The organism is Brevundimonas olei (assembly GCF_037055245.1).
GTDB lineage: Bacteria > Pseudomonadota > Alphaproteobacteria > Caulobacterales > Caulobacteraceae > Brevundimonas > Brevundimonas olei.
In genome coordinates, this window is record NZ_CP146369.1 from 1,454,104 (window position 1) to 1,468,602 (window position 14,499).

Sequence of the window (14,499 nt, forward strand, 5' to 3'; positions counted from 1 at the left end):
TTGGGATTTCGGCGTCAGGCGGGATAGTTTCGCCGCCTCAGTCAGGGAGTCGCGCATGAACCGTCGGATCGCACCGCCTCAACCCTTCGCTCCGGTCGATTCGGCCGAGACGGCGATGGCGCTGGCGCGGGGCAGCGCCTGGGCGTTCTGGATCTGGGCGGCCGTGGGCCTGCTGCAGGCGGGACTGGTCTGGTTTCAGGGCGATGCCGCGCATCAGGATGTGCGCGGCGCCACCACGGGCTTCATGATCTTCTTCGCCGGCTTCGCCGCCGTGCTGGGCTGGATGCAGCACCGCAAGCCCAACCGCGTCCTGCCGGTGTTCGGCCTGGCCTGGGCCCTTTATGAGTTGAGCGCCCTGTCCGTCGGCCTGCTGGTCGGCGCGCCGCTGGCGGCGCCGGGGCTGCCGGGATGGAGCATCGCCTTGGGGGCGGCGGGCATGGTGCTGTGCCTGCTGCTGCACATCGGCGGCCTGCGCGGAGCGGCCGCCATGGGGCGGCTCGCCTCGGCCCCATCCGGCGACCAGGCCTGAACGATATCCGGGGGAAATAGATGAAACATGAGCTCAAGCTGTGGTTGCGTGCGGCCAATCCCTTTGCGCCGCCGCGCGGCATGGCGGAGGCGCAGCGGTCCGCTCGTGCGGGAGCTGTCGCCCTGGCCGTGTCCGCCGTTCAGAGTGTGGCGAGCCTGCCGATGATGTCGGACAAGCTGGCGCAGTCCATGACCGAGGTCACGCAGGCCCCGGGCGGATCGGCGGCGGATCAGGCGATGATGGAGGGCGTTATGACTGTCCTGGCGCCGACGATGATCGCGATGATGGCCGCCTTTTCCATTCTGTATCTGGTTCTGGCCGTGGTGCAGTGGCGCAAGGCGACGTGGTTGATCCCCGCCATCATGCTGGCCCTGCTAGGCTATAGTCTTTTGAGTCTGGTGGGCGGGTTCCTGACGATGGGATCGGTGATGAGCGAACTGCAATCACCCTTCTCCATCGTCCTGTGGCTCGTCCAACTGGCCATGGGCCTGGTCTATGTGGCGGCGTTTCGCGGCGGCCGTATGTTTGATCAGTTGAAACGGAGCGTCTGACCATGACCGTCACCCTTTACCACAACCCGAAATGCTCGACCTCGCGCAAGGCGCTGGAGCTGCTGCGCGAGCGGGGAATCGAGCCGACGGTGGTCGAGTATCTGAAGACCGGCTGGGACGCCGAGACCCTGAACCGTCTGGCGCGCGCGACGGGCGGCGGGCTGAAGGGCCTGCTGCGCAAGAAGGAGGCTAAGGCCGCCGAGCTTCTGGCCGCGGACGCCGACGATGCGACGATCCTAGCCGCCATGATCGAGAGCCCGGTCATCGTCGAGCGCCCTATCGTGGAGACAGCGAAGGGCGCGGCGATCGGGCGGCCGGTGGAGACGGTGCTGGGGGTTCTATAGGGACGCGCAGTTGCGGTGGAGGCGTTGATGTTCGCTAAGGGTGGAAGCGAACATTGGCCGACAGCCGCTCGGGGGATAGGCTTACGCTATGAAACAGCTATCCGCGCTCGAAATGGCCGTCGCTGTCGTTCTGGCGAAGCAAGTGAGCCTGGATGGGGGCCATGCTCTCATCGAGCAGTTGAAGACGGCTGAGGTTTCTGGTCGTGAATTCACAGGTTGCGGTTTTTACACTGAGTTCGGCGTGGACAGGGCGTTGCCGCCTGCTGTGGTCACCATCAGCCCCGGGGGAAGGGTTCGCTCTGAAGTGGGGCCGCACGCCTACCCCTTAGAGTTCATGCTCTACGTCAAAGACGGCTACGCGGAGATGATCGAAGCCTACAGCTATTTCGACGGCTACGGCGACATCGACCTTTTGACTGCACCATTTACCGCGCCCAACGCCTTCGATCTTCCGGCCATCGAGGTCCGCTAAGGGTCGAAAGCCGACCTGTTCACGCGCTCCAAATTGACCCCTCCGCGCTTCGGTGCCAGACCCCTGCTGTTCACGCTTGGAGTTCGCCCATGACCCGCACCCTGTATGGCATCAAGGCCTGCGACACGATGAAGAAGGCGCGCGCCTGGCTGGATCAGAACGGCGTCGCCTATGACTTCCACGACTACAAGGCCGCAGGCGCGAACCGCGCCGAGGTGGAGCGCTGGGTCGCCGAACATGGCTGGGAGAAGGTGCTGAACCGCGCGGGCACGACCTTTCGCAAGCTGCCCGACGCCGACAAGGCCGACATCGACCCCGCCAAGGCGGTGGACCTGATGCTGGCCCAGCCGTCGATGATCAAGCGGCCCGTGCTGGATCTGGGCGACGGGCGGACGCTGCTGGGCTTCAAGCCGGAGGTCTACGCCGAGGCTCTGAAGGGCTGAGGCTCAGTCCTCGACGGCGGTGGTGGGGCGGTCGTGGCCGTCGGCGCGTTCTGTGACCCACTGGCCCGAAGCGTCTTCATACTCGATCCAGGAGGTGCGGTCCGGCACGCGTTGTTCGCGCGCCGCCGCCGAGGCCGCCGCCAGCGCCGCTGCGTGGCTGGGGAAGGTCTCGGAATAGCTGTCGCCCAGCTGGTAGGCCCAGCCGCCGTCGTGCTGGACGATGCGATAGGTGATGTTCATGCGCGCCTCCGAGGGATCGGCGGCCACCGTCGAACGGCGACAGAAGCCTGTCGAGTCACGCTGTGGTGACGCATTACGAAGAGTTCATGCGCCGAACTGCATCCATCGGCCATCATCGCCGCCTCTTGTGATCAGAAGGCCGCCGCATCAGGCTGAGCCGGAACACGTTTCACACTAGGGGCGACAACCCATGAACGGCTTTGAAATCCTCATCCCCCTGGCGCCCTTCCTCATGGTGGTCGCCATCGTCGCCATCCCCGCCTGGCTGAAGAGCCGGGACCGGCGCGAGATGCAGGCCACCCTGCGGGCGGCCATCGAAAAGGGCCAACCCCTGCCGCCTGAAGTGATCGAGAGCATCAGCAAGGAAAACGCCAAGCCGCCGGCGACGGCCGCGCGCGACCTACGCACCGGGGTCATCCTGCTGGCGGTGGCCGTCGGCATCGGCATCTTCGGCTATGCGGTCAGCTTCGCCGAGATGGACGCCTACTATCCCATCGTCGGGATCGCCGCGATCCCCGGCATGATCGGCCTAGCCTTCATCATCCTGAGCTTCTTCAACAAGAACAAAGGGTAGGCGGCCGAACAGGGAAGACCGTCATGGCCCAACCCTTACGCGATATGCACGACGTCGAACTGGCCGGGCTTGCGGCCGGCGGCGGCCGCCGGGAGTTCGGCGAGCTGGTCCGTCGGCACGGCTCGGCGGTGCGGGGCCTGTTGCGCCGCATGGGCGCCCAGCCCGCCCTGGCCGACGACGTGGCCCAGGACGCCTTTCTTCTGGCGTTCGAGAAATGCGCCGAGTTCCGGGGCGAGGGCACCTTCGCCGCCTGGATCAAGCGCATCGCCGCGCGTCTTTATCTGAAGCGCATCTCCAAGGAGGCGCGCTATGTGGCGGAAACCGAAACGGAAGACGCCGCGCCCGCCGTCGACAGCATCGGCCGCGTCGATCTGGACGAGGCCCTGCGGGGCCTCAGCGAGGCCGAACGCCTGTGCGTCTCCCTGTGTCATGGCGCGGGGCTGTCGCACCCGGAAATCGCCGCGGCCATGAATTTGCCGCTTGGAACGGTGAAATCTCATGTCAAGCGTGGTCTGGATAAACTTCGGGCCCGGCTCCAGCCGGGGCCGGTTGCAATCGGGAGCGCATCCCATGTCGGCTGACGAATTCGATCCGGCGATCGAGCGCCTGTTCGCCCAGACGCCGCACTTCGCTGATTCGGCCTTCTTTGAAGCGGACATGGCCGCGCGTCTGAACAAGGCCTCGCGCGTGCGGTCGATCGCCCTGTCGGCGGCGGGGCTGGCCGGGGGGCTGATCGCCGTGCGCGAACTGCTGGGCGTCAACTTCCAGCTGGGGCCGGACGGCTTCACGGCCCACGCGGGCGGCGGCGTCGATTCGGCCGGAGCCCAGGCCGGGATCCAGGGCGGGCTGGCGGTTCAGTCCCTGCTGGAGCGGTCCGGATTGGGCGATGCGGCCCTCAGCGCCATGGGCTCCATGGGCGGGATGCAGATGTTCTGGGCCACGGCCGGGGTGCTGGTGGCCCTGCTGGCGGCGGGCGTGGTGAAGCTGTCGCAACAGATCTGAGCGCCGTTTTCCCGCCCCAGTCGCGGCTTAGGGCTGGAAAAAGCCGTTTCGCGCCCAACGCCTGCGTTGCGGGCGTGACGCCGAACCTCTAGGGTCGCGGCGTTTTTATGATCGGCCTTGGCTGCATTTTTGGGGCGACGTTTCGTGGTTGATGTCTTCGAACAGGTCGAGGAGGAGCTTCGCTCCGAACGCTATAAGCGTCTGGCTCGCACCTGGCTGCCGGTTCTGGGCGGCCTGCTGGCCGTGGCTCTGGTCGCCGCCCTCGCCTGGTGGGGCTGGCAGTCCTATGTGAGTTCGCAGGCCGACAAGGCCTCGGCCGCCTATCAGCAGGGCATCGACGCCCTGCAGGAAGGCAAGACCGCCGAAGCCCGGACCGCCTTCGCCGAGTCGGCCAAGGCCGGCGGCGGCTACAAGGCCCTGGCCCTGATGCAGGAAGCCGGTCTGGCCCAGGCCGAGAACAAGACGGCCGACGCCGTCGCCCTGCTGGATGAAGCGGCCAAGGCGACGCGGGACCCCATCCTGTCGGACATCGCGGCGCTGAAGGCGGTCTTCCTGGTGATGGACACGGCCTCGCTGGAGGACGTCCAGAAGCGCCTGGAGCCGCTGACCGGCGAGAAGCGCCCGATGTCGGCCTTCGCCCAGGAGGCTCTCGCCATGGCTCAGCTGCAGCACGGCAAGACCGCCGAGGCGCGCCAGACGTTCGTGCAGCTGCAACTCGGCCAGGACGTGCCGGACCCGGTTCGCCAGCGCGCCCAGGCCGCCGTTCAGGCCGTCGACACGGGCACGGCCGCCAACCTGGCCGCCATCGTCAAGGCCGCTGCGGCCCTGCCGACGCCGACGCCCGGCCAGGCCGCCGCCGCTGCTCCGGCCGAGGCTGCGGCCCCGGCTCAAGCGCCGGCCGCGACGCCTGCTCCCTGATTTGACTCCCTCGGGACGCCAACCATGACCAAAATCCTTAAAGTCGCCCTGTTGAGCGGTCTGGCCCTGACCGTCGCCTCGTGCGGGACGGTGCGCAACGCCCTGCCGTTCGGTCTGGGCGGAGACAAGGAGCCGGTTGCGACGGCGACCGAAGGGCAGCGCATCTCCATTCTGGAGTTCGAGCAGCAGCTGGCCCCGTCGGCGGCCCTGTCCGGCCGTGACTTCTTCCTGCCGGGTCCGCAGGCGGCGACGGCCTGGAGCCAGCCCGGCGGCAACGCCGAGAACGCCGTCGAGCACGTCATCGCCGCGCCGGACTTCGCCGTCGCCTGGCGTCGCGATATCGGCGCCGGATCGGCGAAGGACCGTCAGGTCATGTCCCCGGTGGTGGCCGAGGACGGCAAGATCTTCGTCATGGACGGCGAGGCGGGCGTGACCGCCGTGGACGCCGGCACGGGCGCCGTGCTGTGGAAGGCCAGCGTCAAGGTCGACGAGGCCGATCGCGGCCGCCGCTTCCCGGGCATCGGCCTGGGCGGCGGTTCGGGCGGCGGCGGCTTCGGCGGCGGCATCGCCGTCAGCGGCGGCAAGGTCTTCGTCTCGTCCGGCTATCGCGTCATGACGGCGTTCGACGCCAATACGGGCGCCGAGCTGTGGCGCACGCCGGTCGATCTGCCGATTCACGGCGCGCCGACGGTGTCGGGCCAGCGGGTCTATGTCGTCGACGTCGACAACCAGTTGATGGCCTTCAACGTGGCCAACGGCCAGCAGGACTGGTCCTATCGCGGCATCACCGAGCCGGCCCGCATCATGCGCGCCTCCAGCCCGGCGGTCAGCGGCGGCACGGTGGTGGCGCCCTTCTCCTCGGGTCAGATCGTGGCCCTGCAGGCGACCAACGGCCAGCCGGTGTGGGAGCAGGTGCTGTCGCGCACCAGCCGCACCAGCGCCCTGTCGGAACTGCGCGACATCGCCGGTCGTCCGGTCGTCAGCCGCGGCCAGGTCTACGCCATCAGCCAGTCGGGCGTGCTGCAGGTCATGGACCTGCGCAGCGGCCAGCCGAAGTGGTCCCTGCCCATCGTCGGGGTGAACCAGCCCCTGCCGGTCGGCGACGTCGTCTATGTCGTGTCCCAGGCAGGCGAGCTGACCGTGGTCAACCGCGAGACGGGCCAGGTCTACTGGACCCGCGACCTGAACGAGGGCCGTGTCCGCAAGGAAGGCGGCTTCCTGGGCTTCGGCAAGCGCACCGTGCGTCCGGTCTGGTCCGGCCCGATCCTGGCGTCGAACCGCCTGGTGCTGGTCAACTCGGACGGCGAGGCCGTGGCCTTTGATCCGAAGACGGGCGCGCAGACCGGCAGTCTGAAGCTGGGTTCGGCCGCCTATATCGCCCCGGCCGCCTACAACGGCGCCCTCTATGTCCTGACCGACAAGGGCCAGCTGGTCAGCATCCGCTGACCTTTTCACCGATTTAAGCTAGAAGGCCGACATGGCTCTGAAGGTCGCCATCGTCGGCCGCCCCAACGTGGGCAAGTCGACACTGTTCAATCGTCTCGTCGGTAAGCGCCTTGCGCTGGTCGATGATCGCCCCGGCGTGACCCGCGACCGCCGCTACGCCGACGGCGTGATCGGCGACATGGATCTGACCCTGATCGACACCGCGGGGTATGAGGACGTCACCGACGAAAGCCTGGAAGCCCGGATGCGGGAGCAGACCGAGGCGGCGATCGAGGACGCGGACCTGATCCTGTTCATGATGGACGCGCGCGAAGGCGTGACCTCGCTGGACCGCATCTTCGCTGACCGCCTGCGCAAGGTGCACAAGCCCGTCGTCCTGCTGGCCAACAAGTCCGAAAGCCGCGAGAGCGGCGGCGGCGTGGGCGAGGCTCACGGCCTGGGCTTCGGCGAACCGGTGCCGATCTCGGCCGAGCACGGCGAGGGCATGGCCGACCTGTATCAGGCGATCCTGGCCGCCTCGGAAGACATCTTCATCGAGGAAGTCGACGAGCCGGAAAAACCGATCCGCATTGCGGTCATCGGCCGCCCGAACGCGGGCAAGTCGACCCTGATCAACCGCCTGATCGGCGATGATCGCCTGCTGACCGGACCCGAAGCCGGGATCACGCGCGACTCCATCTCGGTGGACTGGGTCTGGGAAGGCCGCAACATCCGCCTGATCGACACCGCCGGGATGCGCCGCAAGGCTCGCGTTCAGGAGAAGCTGGAAAAGCTGTCGGTCGCCGACACCATCCGCGCCATCACCTTCGCCGAGGTGGTGATCATGGTGATGGACAAGGACGACGCCTTCGACACCCAGGACCTGCAACTGGCCGATCTGGTCGAGCGGGAAGGGCGGGCGCTGGTCTATGTCGCCGCCAAATGGGACCTGGAGGAAGAGCCGCAGTCGCGTCTGGCCGAGCTGAAGCGCCTGGCTGACGACAAGCTGCCGCAGCTGCGCGGTTCGCCCTTCGTGGCCCTGTCCTCGTTCAACGGACGCGGCGTCGAGCGTCTGATGCCGGCCGTGCTTCAGGCCTATGACACCTGGTCGGTGAAGGTGAAGACCCGCGACCTGAACGACTGGCTGTCGCTGGCGACCCAGAGGCACCCGCCGCCCGCCGTGGACGGCAAGCGCATCAAGCCGAAGTATGTGGCGCAGACCAAGGCGCGTCCTCCGACGTTCGTGCTGTTCGCCAGCCGCGCCTCGGCCATGCCGGACCACTACAAGCGCTATCTGATCAACTCGATCCGCGAGAGCTTCGACTTGCCGGGCACGCCGATCCGCCTGACGGTCAAGTCGGGCTCGGCCAACCCCTATGCCGACGGCGGGGCCAAGTCGGGGCCGGAGCGCTTCAAGGGCGACGCCAAGACCGCGCCGCGCCGCGTGCTGAAGGCCGAGAAGGAAGAGAAGCTGTCCAACCTGCCCGGCAAGGCGCTGGAGCAGAAGGCCAAGGCCGGCATCAAGCCCAAGGTGAAGCCCCTGGGCGGGCTGAAGGCCAGCGCGTCGAAGAAGTCGGGGACCAACGCCTTCGTCGGCAAGGGCGCGCGCGGCGGCGCCCGCCAGGTGTCGCGCTCGGGCCGCGTCCGCACGGGACAGAAGGGCGGCGCCAAGCGCTGATTCCCTGACGGGAACCTTTGCCCGGCTTTTGGCGTCAGTTGAGGCGCAGGAGGCGGATGAAGGGTCATGAAGCACGCGCGCATCGACTATGTCGCCCTGACGACGCCCGACCTGGTCGGACGGGCGCAGGGCGGCGACCCCGAGGCCTTCCGCGCCATCATGCAGCGGGCCAACCAGCGGCTGTTCCGCGTCGCCCGGGCGGTCCTGCACGATGAGAGCGAGGCCGAGGACGCGCTGCAGGACGCCTATGTGCGCGCCTTCCTGGGCATCGGCCGATTTCGCGGCGAAGCGGACATCGTCACCTGGCTGACCCGGATCGTGCTGAACGAGGCGCGCGGCCGCCTGCGCCGACGCCGCCTCTTCGCGGCGCTGGAGGCGGTGGAGACGGCGCAGACGACGACGGGCGAGATCATCCTGTTTCCCGGCGCGGCGTTCGACGCTGGGCCGGAGAGCGATGCGGCCCGAAGCCAGATCCGCCGCCTGATCGAACAGGCGGTGGACGACCTGCCGCCCGCCTTTCGCGCCGTCTTCATCATGCGCGACATCGAGGGGTGCTCGATCGAGGAGACGGCGGCGGGCCTGGGACTCAAGCCCGAGACGGTGAAGACCCGACTGCATCGCGCGCGTCGCCTGTTGCGTCAGGCGCTGGATGAGCGGGTGTCGGCCTGTTTGATCGGCGCCTTCCCGTTTCTGGGCGCCCGTTGCCGCCGAATGTCGGATCGAGTGCTGGCCCGGCTGGCGCGCGTGCAGCCGGCGAAACCGGAAACGGGAACTTTATCCGGGGGCTGATGCTCCAATGTCCCGACGGCGGCGCATGGCCGCCGCGACAGAGGAGACCGAGCCATGTTCAAGAGTCTTTTCGTGGTTGGAGCCCTGGCGTTGGCGCCGTTATCGGCGGCTCAGGCCCAAAGCCATCCGCAGGCGTCGGCGCCCGCCGCCCAGCCCAGCGATCCCCAGATCGCGCACATCGCCTATACGGCGGGGCAGTTGGACATAGAGGCGGCGGATCAGACGCTGGCCAAATCGACCAATGCCGAGGTCCGCGCCTTCGCAGAGACCATGAAGCGCGACCACGCGGCGGTGAACGAGCAGGCCATGGCCCTGGTGAAGAAGCTGAACGTGATGCCCGAGGCCAATGCGACCTCGACCGCCCTGACCGAGGCGGCGGCGCGCGAGCGGGAGAGGCTGGCGGGGCTGTCGGGCATGGCCTTCGACAAGGCCTATATCGACAATGAGGTCGCTTTTCACCGCACGGTCAATGAAGCCCTGCGCGGGACACTGATCCCCGGCGCGCGCAACGCTGAACTGAAGGCCTTGCTGGAACGCGGTCTGGCGCTGTTCCAGGAGCATCAGGCCCACGCCGAGCAGTTGGCCCGTCATGTCCGTTGATCAGGGGAAGGGCGAGCGCTCTCGGCGCGAGGTTCTGGCGTCGGCCGCAATCCTGACCCTCGCCGTAGCCTGGCCGGCTCGCGCCGCCGGGCGGCGACATGTCGTCGTGATCGACAAGATGGCCTTCGGAGCGCCGCCGTCGGGCGTGAAGGTCGGCGATACGATCACCTGGACCAACCGGGACATCGTTCGACATACGGCGACGGCGCGGAACGGGGCTTTCAACCTGGATCTTCCGCCGGGGGCTTCGGCGTCGGCGGTGATGAGCCGGGCCGGCGCCGTTCCCTACTACTGCCGCTATCACCCGGCGATGCGCGGCGAGATCAGCGTGGGGGTCTAGCCTGTTCCGGCTCGTCGCCCAGCACGAGTTTCAGCGCCAGGGCGACCACGATGACCCAGCGCAGTTCGTGCCAGTTCATGGCGATGCTTTCGCTGAGCATGGTGAAGGTGAAGGACACCATCATCGGCAGGGCCAGCCAGCCGCCGGGACTGGCGTAGGCGGCCCACAGGGACTGCGCCCAGATCTGCACCAGCCACAGGGCGAACAGGATCACGCCGCCCAGGCCCAGGGCGATGTAGATCTCGAGCCAGCCGCTGTGGGCGTTGGCCGGCAGGAAGTGGGCCTGATGCCCGATCCAGGCCTTGGGGCCGGTGAAGCTGGGGTCGTCCCATACGGCGCCGTAGCCGAAGCCGCGCCAGGGGTGGTCGGACATCTGCTCCATGATGCCGGACCAGATCTCGGTGCGCCCGGTCAGGGTGGCGTCCTTGCCCAGAAGCTCCAGCACCACGTCCGTCTCGGTCGCGATCAGCAGGCCTGCGCCGATGACGACCACGACCGCCAGCCAGGTGGCGATGATGGCGCGTAACGGGCCGGACTTCACCACGGCCACGAAGCCCATGGCGCTGAGCGACAGCAGCAGCACCAGCAAGGCGGTCTTCGAGGTCGACAGAATGACCAGGGCCATCGATACGACCGCCAGGCCGAACCAGAGCTTGCGCCGTTCGGGAACCATGATTCCGGCGGCCAGCAGGAAGATGGTGGTCTGGACCATGACATGGCCGAGGCCGTTCTTCTCGAGCCAGAGACCGCGCCAGGCGCCGGGGAAAATCTCCTGCATCCGGCCGAAGTCGGGCAGCAGCGCGCCGAGCAGGAAGGAAATGACGGCTAGGGCGCCGAGCGTTCCGGCCACGATTTCCGTCAAGGTCCGCCAACTCCACCGGGAAGCCAGGGCGACGCCGCCCAGGGTGGTGAACAGCAGGGCTGGAATCCGCCGCGCCGTCAGATCTGGCATGATCGACCAGAAATAGGTCGCCGCCGTCAGCAGCAGAAGGGCGATCAGCAGGGGAGAGCGCGCCATGCCCCGGACCGCGCGGTCGGGCCTCATGCAGACCAGCACGAGGGCCATCAGATAGGCGGGGTAGTAGAAGTTCCTGAGGAAGTCGGCCGACCGCGCGCCGTAGTTGGTCAGCGGGGCGCCCCAGAAACTGACATAGGTCAGGATCAGGCCGACCGAGGTCGCGAACGCCACGATGTCGGCCAGCGGCGCCGCGCGGATCAGGGGGGCGGCCCGAGAGGCGGCCGGAGAAACGGGCAGGGGCGCCCGGCTCCGCATCGCTGACGCCTGATCCCCCCCCTGCATGGCGGGTTAGACGAGGGCGTCCGCCGACAGGCCGTGCTTCCATTCCTTGAAGCTGACCGTCAGAGGCGGTGTGAAATCAGGGCGGGCCAGTTCGACGATCAGGGGACCGATCTCGGAAGGATGTGGCAGAACGCCGGGATCTTCACCCGGAAAGGCCTGGGCGCGCAACTGCGTCCGCATTCGGCCGGGATCGACGATGGAGACGCGCACCGGCGTGCTCTCGATCTCATCGGCCCAGCATTTGACCAGGGCCTCGGCGCCGGCCTTGGTCGCGGCGTACATGCCCCAGAAGGCGCGCGGCTGGCTGGCCACGCTGGTGGTCAGGTGGATGGCGCGACCGGCGTCAGAGGCGCGCAGCAGCGGCTCCAGCGAGCGGATCAGGCGGTAGACGCCGGTGAAGTTGATCTTCTCGACCTTGGCGAACTCGCGCGGCTCGGCGTGGGCGACCGGGGTCAGGCCCGACGGGCCCATGGTGGCGGCCGCTTGAACCCAGATGTCCAGCTTGCCGTAGCGCTGGAACAGGGCGCCGCCGAGGCGGTCGATGGCGCCGCCGTCCACCAGATCGAACGGGACCAGGCTGGCGTGCTGGCCCGTGGCGGCGAAGATTTCGTCGTCCAACTCTTCCAGGGCGCCTTGGGTGCGCGCGGCGGCGATGACGTGGGCGCCGGCCTTTGCCAGGGCCAGGGCGGCCTCGCGGCCGATGCCGCGCGAGGCGCCGACGACCAGGGCGACGCGGTTGGCGAGGGGGAGGGAAGCGTGTTCGGACATGGCCCGCTGATAGCGCGGCCGGGCGTTCGGCGAAAGGCTCAGTAGCCCGGCGCGGCCTGCCACAGGCTGAAGCTGACGCCCTGGTCGTCGCTGACGACGGCCGACAGGCCCGACGGGCTTTCCGCCGGGACGGCGCAGCGACCGCCGAGTTCATTCACACGGGCGCAGGCGGCGTGGATGTCGTCCACGCGGAAGTAGAGGTTGGGAAAGGCCTTTTGCTCGCCCTTGGTGATGCCGAAGGCGGGATCGGAGTCGACCACATGGGCGTAGGTCGGGCTGGACGAGGCATCGTCGAAGCGCCAGCCGAACAGGCCCGCGTAGAAGGCGCGGGCCTTGTCGACGTCAGGGGTGTCGAGCGTGAAGTAGCCGAGCTGGATCATCCAGCCTTAAGCGGTCACCAGCAGAGAAAGTTGCTTCCCGCGCGGATCGCGGCCGCCTTCCTCGATCTCACGGTCCAGCAGGCGGGTCGGATAGTCGCCGGTGAAGTAGTGGTCGGTATACTGCGGATTGGCGGCGTTGCGCGGTCCAGCGCCCAGGGCGTCGTACAGGCCGTCGATGGACAGGAAGCCGAGGGAATCGACCTCCAGCACGGCGCGCATCTCTTCCATGCTGTGGGTGGCGGCCATCAGCTGCGACCGTTCGGGCATGTCGATGCCGTAGAAGTCGGGATAGAGAATCTGCGGGCTGGCCGAGCGCAGGTGAACCTCCTTGGCGCCCGCCGCGCGCACGGCGCGGACCAGCTTCAGCGAGGTGGTGCCGCGCACGATGGAATCGTCGATCAGCACGACGCGCTTGCCTTCCAGGGCGGCGCGATTGGGGCTGTGCTTCATCCGCACGCCCTTCTGACGGGCGCCCTGGCTGGGCTGGATGAAGGTGCGGCCCAGATAGTGGCTGCGGATGATGCCCATTTCATAGGGCAGGCCGCTTTCCTGGGCGTAGCCGAGGGCGGCGGGAACGCCCGAGTCGGGCACCGGCACCACGACGTCGGCCTCGACCACGTGCTCGCGCGCCAGGCGGCGGCCCATCTCCTTGCGGACGTCGTAGACGGACAGGCCGTTCACGACCGAGTCGGGGCGGGCGAAGTAGACGTATTCGAACAGGCAGGGGCGGGCGGCCCGCGCGGCGAAGGGCTTGATCGAGGTCAGGCCTTCGTCGTCGATGACCACGACCTCGCCGTGCTCGACGTCGCGCACGAAGGTGGCGCCGATCAGGTCAAGCGCGCAGGTCTCGGACGCCAGCACCCAGGCCTCGCCGACCTTGCCCAGCACCAGGGGGCGGATGCCCAGCGGATCGCGCGCGCCGATCATCTTGAAACGGGTCTGGGCCACCAGGGCGTAGCCGCCCTCGATGCGGCTCAGGGCGTCGATGAAGCGGTCGACGATCTTGGCCTTACGGCTGCGGGCGATCAGGTGGAGGATGGCCTCGGAGTCCGAGGTCGATTGGAAGATCGCGCCTTCCTGCACAAGTTGCGCGTGCAGGTATTTGAAATTGGTCAGGTTGCCGTTGTGGGCGATGGCGATGCCGCCCTGGTCCAGATCGGCGAACATCGGCTGGATGTTGCGCAGGAAGCTGCCGCCGGCGGTGGAGTAGCGGGTGTGGCCGATGGCGGCCCGGCCCGGCAGCCGCTCGTTCAGCGCCGCGTTGCCGAAGGCCTCGCCGACCAGGCCCTGGTGCCGTTCCGTGTAGAAGCGCTCGTCGTGGACGCTGGCGATGCCGCAGGCTTCCTGGCCGCGATGCTGCAGGGCGTGCAGGCCAAGCGCGACGATGGAGGAGGCTTCGTTCTCGGGGGCGCCCCAGACGCCGCAGACGCCGCACTCCAGGCGCAGCTGATCGTCCTCCGGCTCACGCCAGTGCTCACGGTGAACGACGGGTTCGGCGATATGGTGGCGCATCGTCAGGCTCCGATGACCGGGAAAGGATAACTCAAAGGACGGCGCCGCGCACGTAGTCCGCGAATGCGTCGGGGGCAAGGCTCATTGGTCGGAAAACCCTTCGCGGACGGAAGAACCGACCACGGGAGTCAGGGCGTCGGCGCCCTTCCCAAGGGTCGGCAGCACGATCTGGATGGCCCGAGCGGCGCCTTCGCTGACCGGTGCGGTGGCGGCTTCGGACAGCCAGCGCGGCGGGTTGTCCTGCATGGCGCCCATGATGACCAGATGCACCGCCCCGATCAGGGCCAGGGCGCGGATCAGGCCGACCGCCAGGCCCAGCGTTTGGTCCAGCACGCCCAGCGCATGGCCGCGCGCGCCCTGCGAAATGGCCGAACCGAGGAAACGCAGGCCGAAGTAGAGGATGACGAAGACCAGCCCCACGGCCAGCACCGAACCGGCCCAGTCCGGATCGACCAGATCGCGCCCGATCGGCGCCGTCCACGGCAGGGTGATCAGCGCCAGCAGCGCCGCCAGCAGGAAGCTGAACAGGGCCGTGATCTCGCGCATGCCGCCCCGGAACCATCCGGCGGCGCCCGAGGCCAGCAGGGCCAGGATCACGAAGACGTCGTAGCCGGTCACGCGCGCTGCGGCCTCA

Annotated in this window: 20 protein-coding genes; 14 read left to right on the forward strand and 6 right to left on the reverse strand. The window is 68.1% G+C overall.

Going from position 1 to position 14,499, the window contains the following annotated elements:
- Positions 1 to 55: 55 nt before the first annotated feature.
- From V8J38_RS06890 to V8J38_RS06910, 5 genes are all read left to right on the forward strand, one after another.
- Positions 56 to 529, forward strand: coding sequence for a hypothetical protein (locus V8J38_RS06890; protein WP_338578434.1), 474 nt, complete (start codon positions 56 to 58; stop codon positions 527 to 529).
- Between the two features lie 20 nt (positions 530 to 549).
- Positions 550 to 1,080 (forward strand): hypothetical protein, encoded by a 531-nt coding sequence (locus V8J38_RS06895; protein ID WP_338578435.1) that lies wholly within the window; start codon positions 550 to 552, stop codon positions 1,078 to 1,080.
- 2 nt (positions 1,081 to 1,082) lie between these two features.
- Complete coding sequence (locus tag V8J38_RS06900) at positions 1,083 to 1,424, forward strand: ArsC/Spx/MgsR family protein (protein ID WP_291774170.1); 342 nt, start codon at positions 1,083 to 1,085, stop codon at positions 1,422 to 1,424.
- 88 nt (positions 1,425 to 1,512) lie between these two features.
- The gene (locus V8J38_RS06905) at positions 1,513 to 1,896 is read left to right on the forward strand and encodes a hypothetical protein (protein WP_338578436.1); all 384 of its coding nucleotides are present in this window, start codon (positions 1,513 to 1,515) and stop codon (positions 1,894 to 1,896) included.
- 89 nt (positions 1,897 to 1,985) lie between these two features.
- The gene (locus V8J38_RS06910; RefSeq protein WP_338578437.1) at positions 1,986 to 2,339 is read left to right on the forward strand and encodes an ArsC family reductase; all 354 of its coding nucleotides are present in this window, start codon (positions 1,986 to 1,988) and stop codon (positions 2,337 to 2,339) included.
- A 3-nt stretch (positions 2,340 to 2,342) separates the two neighbouring features.
- Here V8J38_RS06910 and V8J38_RS06915 read toward each other — a convergent pair whose 3' ends face one another.
- Complete coding sequence (locus V8J38_RS06915; protein WP_289647651.1) at positions 2,343 to 2,579, reverse strand: DUF2188 domain-containing protein; 237 nt, start codon at positions 2,577 to 2,579, stop codon at positions 2,343 to 2,345.
- A 190-nt stretch (positions 2,580 to 2,769) separates the two neighbouring features.
- Here V8J38_RS06915 and V8J38_RS06920 point away from each other — a divergent pair, with 190 nt between their 5' ends.
- The 9 genes from V8J38_RS06920 (at position 2,770) to V8J38_RS06960 (ending at position 9,905) form a co-directional block, all read left to right on the forward strand.
- Positions 2,770 to 3,153, forward strand: coding sequence for a DUF6249 domain-containing protein (locus tag V8J38_RS06920; RefSeq protein WP_291774177.1), 384 nt, complete (start codon positions 2,770 to 2,772; stop codon positions 3,151 to 3,153).
- 23 nt (positions 3,154 to 3,176) lie between these two features.
- On the forward strand, positions 3,177 to 3,734 hold the full coding sequence (locus V8J38_RS06925; protein WP_291774179.1) for an RNA polymerase sigma factor: 558 nt from the start codon (positions 3,177 to 3,179) through the stop codon (positions 3,732 to 3,734).
- Positions 3,724 to 4,155, forward strand: a complete 432-nt coding sequence (locus V8J38_RS06930) for a hypothetical protein (protein WP_338578438.1) — start codon at positions 3,724 to 3,726, stop codon at positions 4,153 to 4,155. Before V8J38_RS06925 ends, V8J38_RS06930 begins: the two co-directional genes overlap by 11 nt.
- A gap of 144 nt (positions 4,156 to 4,299) precedes the next feature.
- A complete protein-coding gene (locus V8J38_RS06935; RefSeq protein WP_291774183.1) occupies positions 4,300 to 5,073 on the forward strand; it encodes a tetratricopeptide repeat protein in 774 nt (257 codons plus the stop codon).
- Positions 5,074 to 5,097: 24 nt separating this feature from the next.
- A complete protein-coding gene (locus V8J38_RS06940) occupies positions 5,098 to 6,519 on the forward strand; it encodes a PQQ-like beta-propeller repeat protein (protein WP_338578439.1) in 1,422 nt (473 codons plus the stop codon).
- 31 nt (positions 6,520 to 6,550) lie between these two features.
- The gene (gene der, locus V8J38_RS06945; RefSeq protein WP_312220436.1) at positions 6,551 to 8,176 is read left to right on the forward strand and encodes a ribosome biogenesis GTPase Der; all 1,626 of its coding nucleotides are present in this window, start codon (positions 6,551 to 6,553) and stop codon (positions 8,174 to 8,176) included.
- A 66-nt stretch (positions 8,177 to 8,242) separates the two neighbouring features.
- Positions 8,243 to 8,965 (forward strand): RNA polymerase sigma factor, encoded by a 723-nt coding sequence (locus tag V8J38_RS06950; protein WP_338578440.1) that lies wholly within the window; start codon positions 8,243 to 8,245, stop codon positions 8,963 to 8,965.
- 54 nt (positions 8,966 to 9,019) lie between these two features.
- Positions 9,020 to 9,565, forward strand: coding sequence for a DUF4142 domain-containing protein (locus V8J38_RS06955; RefSeq protein WP_338578441.1), 546 nt, complete (start codon positions 9,020 to 9,022; stop codon positions 9,563 to 9,565).
- Entirely contained in the window at positions 9,555 to 9,905 is a 351-nt protein-coding gene (locus V8J38_RS06960) for a cupredoxin family copper-binding protein (RefSeq protein ID WP_338578442.1), read from the forward strand. Before V8J38_RS06955 ends, V8J38_RS06960 begins: the two co-directional genes overlap by 11 nt.
- Here the strand turns inward: V8J38_RS06960 and V8J38_RS06965 are convergent.
- The 5 genes from V8J38_RS06965 to V8J38_RS06985 all read right to left on the reverse strand — a co-directional run bounded on the left by V8J38_RS06965 (position 9,889) and on the right by V8J38_RS06985 (position 14,483).
- Positions 9,889 to 11,178 (reverse strand): O-antigen ligase family protein, encoded by a 1,290-nt coding sequence (locus V8J38_RS06965; protein ID WP_291774193.1) that lies wholly within the window; start codon positions 11,176 to 11,178, stop codon positions 9,889 to 9,891. The genes V8J38_RS06960 and V8J38_RS06965 overlap by 17 nt on opposite strands.
- A 33-nt stretch (positions 11,179 to 11,211) precedes the next feature.
- A complete protein-coding gene (locus tag V8J38_RS06970) occupies positions 11,212 to 11,973 on the reverse strand; it encodes an SDR family NAD(P)-dependent oxidoreductase (RefSeq protein ID WP_291774195.1) in 762 nt (253 codons plus the stop codon).
- A gap of 38 nt (positions 11,974 to 12,011) precedes the next feature.
- Positions 12,012 to 12,353 carry a VOC family protein gene (locus V8J38_RS06975; protein ID WP_291774197.1) on the reverse strand — a complete coding sequence of 114 codons (342 nt, stop codon included), beginning with the start codon at positions 12,351 to 12,353 and terminating at the stop codon, positions 12,012 to 12,014.
- A gap of 6 nt (positions 12,354 to 12,359) precedes the next feature.
- The gene (purF, locus tag V8J38_RS06980) at positions 12,360 to 13,865 is read right to left on the reverse strand and encodes an amidophosphoribosyltransferase (RefSeq protein ID WP_291774200.1); all 1,506 of its coding nucleotides are present in this window, start codon (positions 13,863 to 13,865) and stop codon (positions 12,360 to 12,362) included.
- 81 nt (positions 13,866 to 13,946) lie between these two features.
- Positions 13,947 to 14,483, reverse strand: a complete 537-nt coding sequence (locus V8J38_RS06985) for a CvpA family protein (protein ID WP_291774202.1) — start codon at positions 14,481 to 14,483, stop codon at positions 13,947 to 13,949.
- Between the last annotated feature and the right edge of the window lie 16 nt (positions 14,484 to 14,499).

Excerpts from the sequence above, each read along its gene's own strand:
- V8J38_RS06895 (WP_338578435.1), top strand. The coding sequence starts at position 550 with ATGAAACATGAGCTCAAGCTGTGGTTGCGTGCGGCCAATCCCTTTGCG.
- V8J38_RS06905 (WP_338578436.1), top strand. The coding sequence starts at position 1,513 with ATGAAACAGCTATCCGCGCTCGAAATGGCCGTCGCTGTCGTTCTGGCG.
- V8J38_RS06915 (WP_289647651.1), bottom strand. The coding sequence starts at position 2,579 with ATGAACATCACCTATCGCATCGTCCAGCACGACGGCGGCTGGGCCTAC.
- V8J38_RS06900 (WP_291774170.1), top strand. The coding sequence starts at position 1,083 with ATGACCGTCACCCTTTACCACAACCCGAAATGCTCGACCTCGCGCAAG.
- V8J38_RS06925 (WP_291774179.1), top strand. The coding sequence starts at position 3,177 with ATGGCCCAACCCTTACGCGATATGCACGACGTCGAACTGGCCGGGCTT.
- V8J38_RS06940 (WP_338578439.1), top strand. The coding sequence starts at position 5,098 with ATGACCAAAATCCTTAAAGTCGCCCTGTTGAGCGGTCTGGCCCTGACC.
- V8J38_RS06960 (WP_338578442.1), top strand. The coding sequence starts at position 9,555 with ATGTCCGTTGATCAGGGGAAGGGCGAGCGCTCTCGGCGCGAGGTTCTG.
- V8J38_RS06970 (WP_291774195.1), bottom strand. The coding sequence starts at position 11,973 with ATGTCCGAACACGCTTCCCTCCCCCTCGCCAACCGCGTCGCCCTGGTC.
- der (WP_312220436.1), top strand. The coding sequence starts at position 6,551 with ATGGCTCTGAAGGTCGCCATCGTCGGCCGCCCCAACGTGGGCAAGTCG.
- V8J38_RS06955 (WP_338578441.1), top strand. The coding sequence starts at position 9,020 with ATGTTCAAGAGTCTTTTCGTGGTTGGAGCCCTGGCGTTGGCGCCGTTA.
- V8J38_RS06930 (WP_338578438.1), top strand. The coding sequence starts at position 3,724 with ATGTCGGCTGACGAATTCGATCCGGCGATCGAGCGCCTGTTCGCCCAG.
- V8J38_RS06920 (WP_291774177.1), top strand. The coding sequence starts at position 2,770 with ATGAACGGCTTTGAAATCCTCATCCCCCTGGCGCCCTTCCTCATGGTG.
- V8J38_RS06975 (WP_291774197.1), bottom strand. The coding sequence starts at position 12,353 with ATGATCCAGCTCGGCTACTTCACGCTCGACACCCCTGACGTCGACAAG.
- V8J38_RS06910 (WP_338578437.1), top strand. The coding sequence starts at position 1,986 with ATGACCCGCACCCTGTATGGCATCAAGGCCTGCGACACGATGAAGAAG.
- V8J38_RS06890 (WP_338578434.1), top strand. The coding sequence starts at position 56 with ATGAACCGTCGGATCGCACCGCCTCAACCCTTCGCTCCGGTCGATTCG.
- V8J38_RS06950 (WP_338578440.1), top strand. The coding sequence starts at position 8,243 with ATGAAGCACGCGCGCATCGACTATGTCGCCCTGACGACGCCCGACCTG.
- V8J38_RS06965 (WP_291774193.1), bottom strand. The coding sequence starts at position 11,178 with ATGCGGAGCCGGGCGCCCCTGCCCGTTTCTCCGGCCGCCTCTCGGGCC.
- purF (WP_291774200.1), bottom strand. The coding sequence starts at position 13,865 with ATGCGCCACCATATCGCCGAACCCGTCGTTCACCGTGAGCACTGGCGT.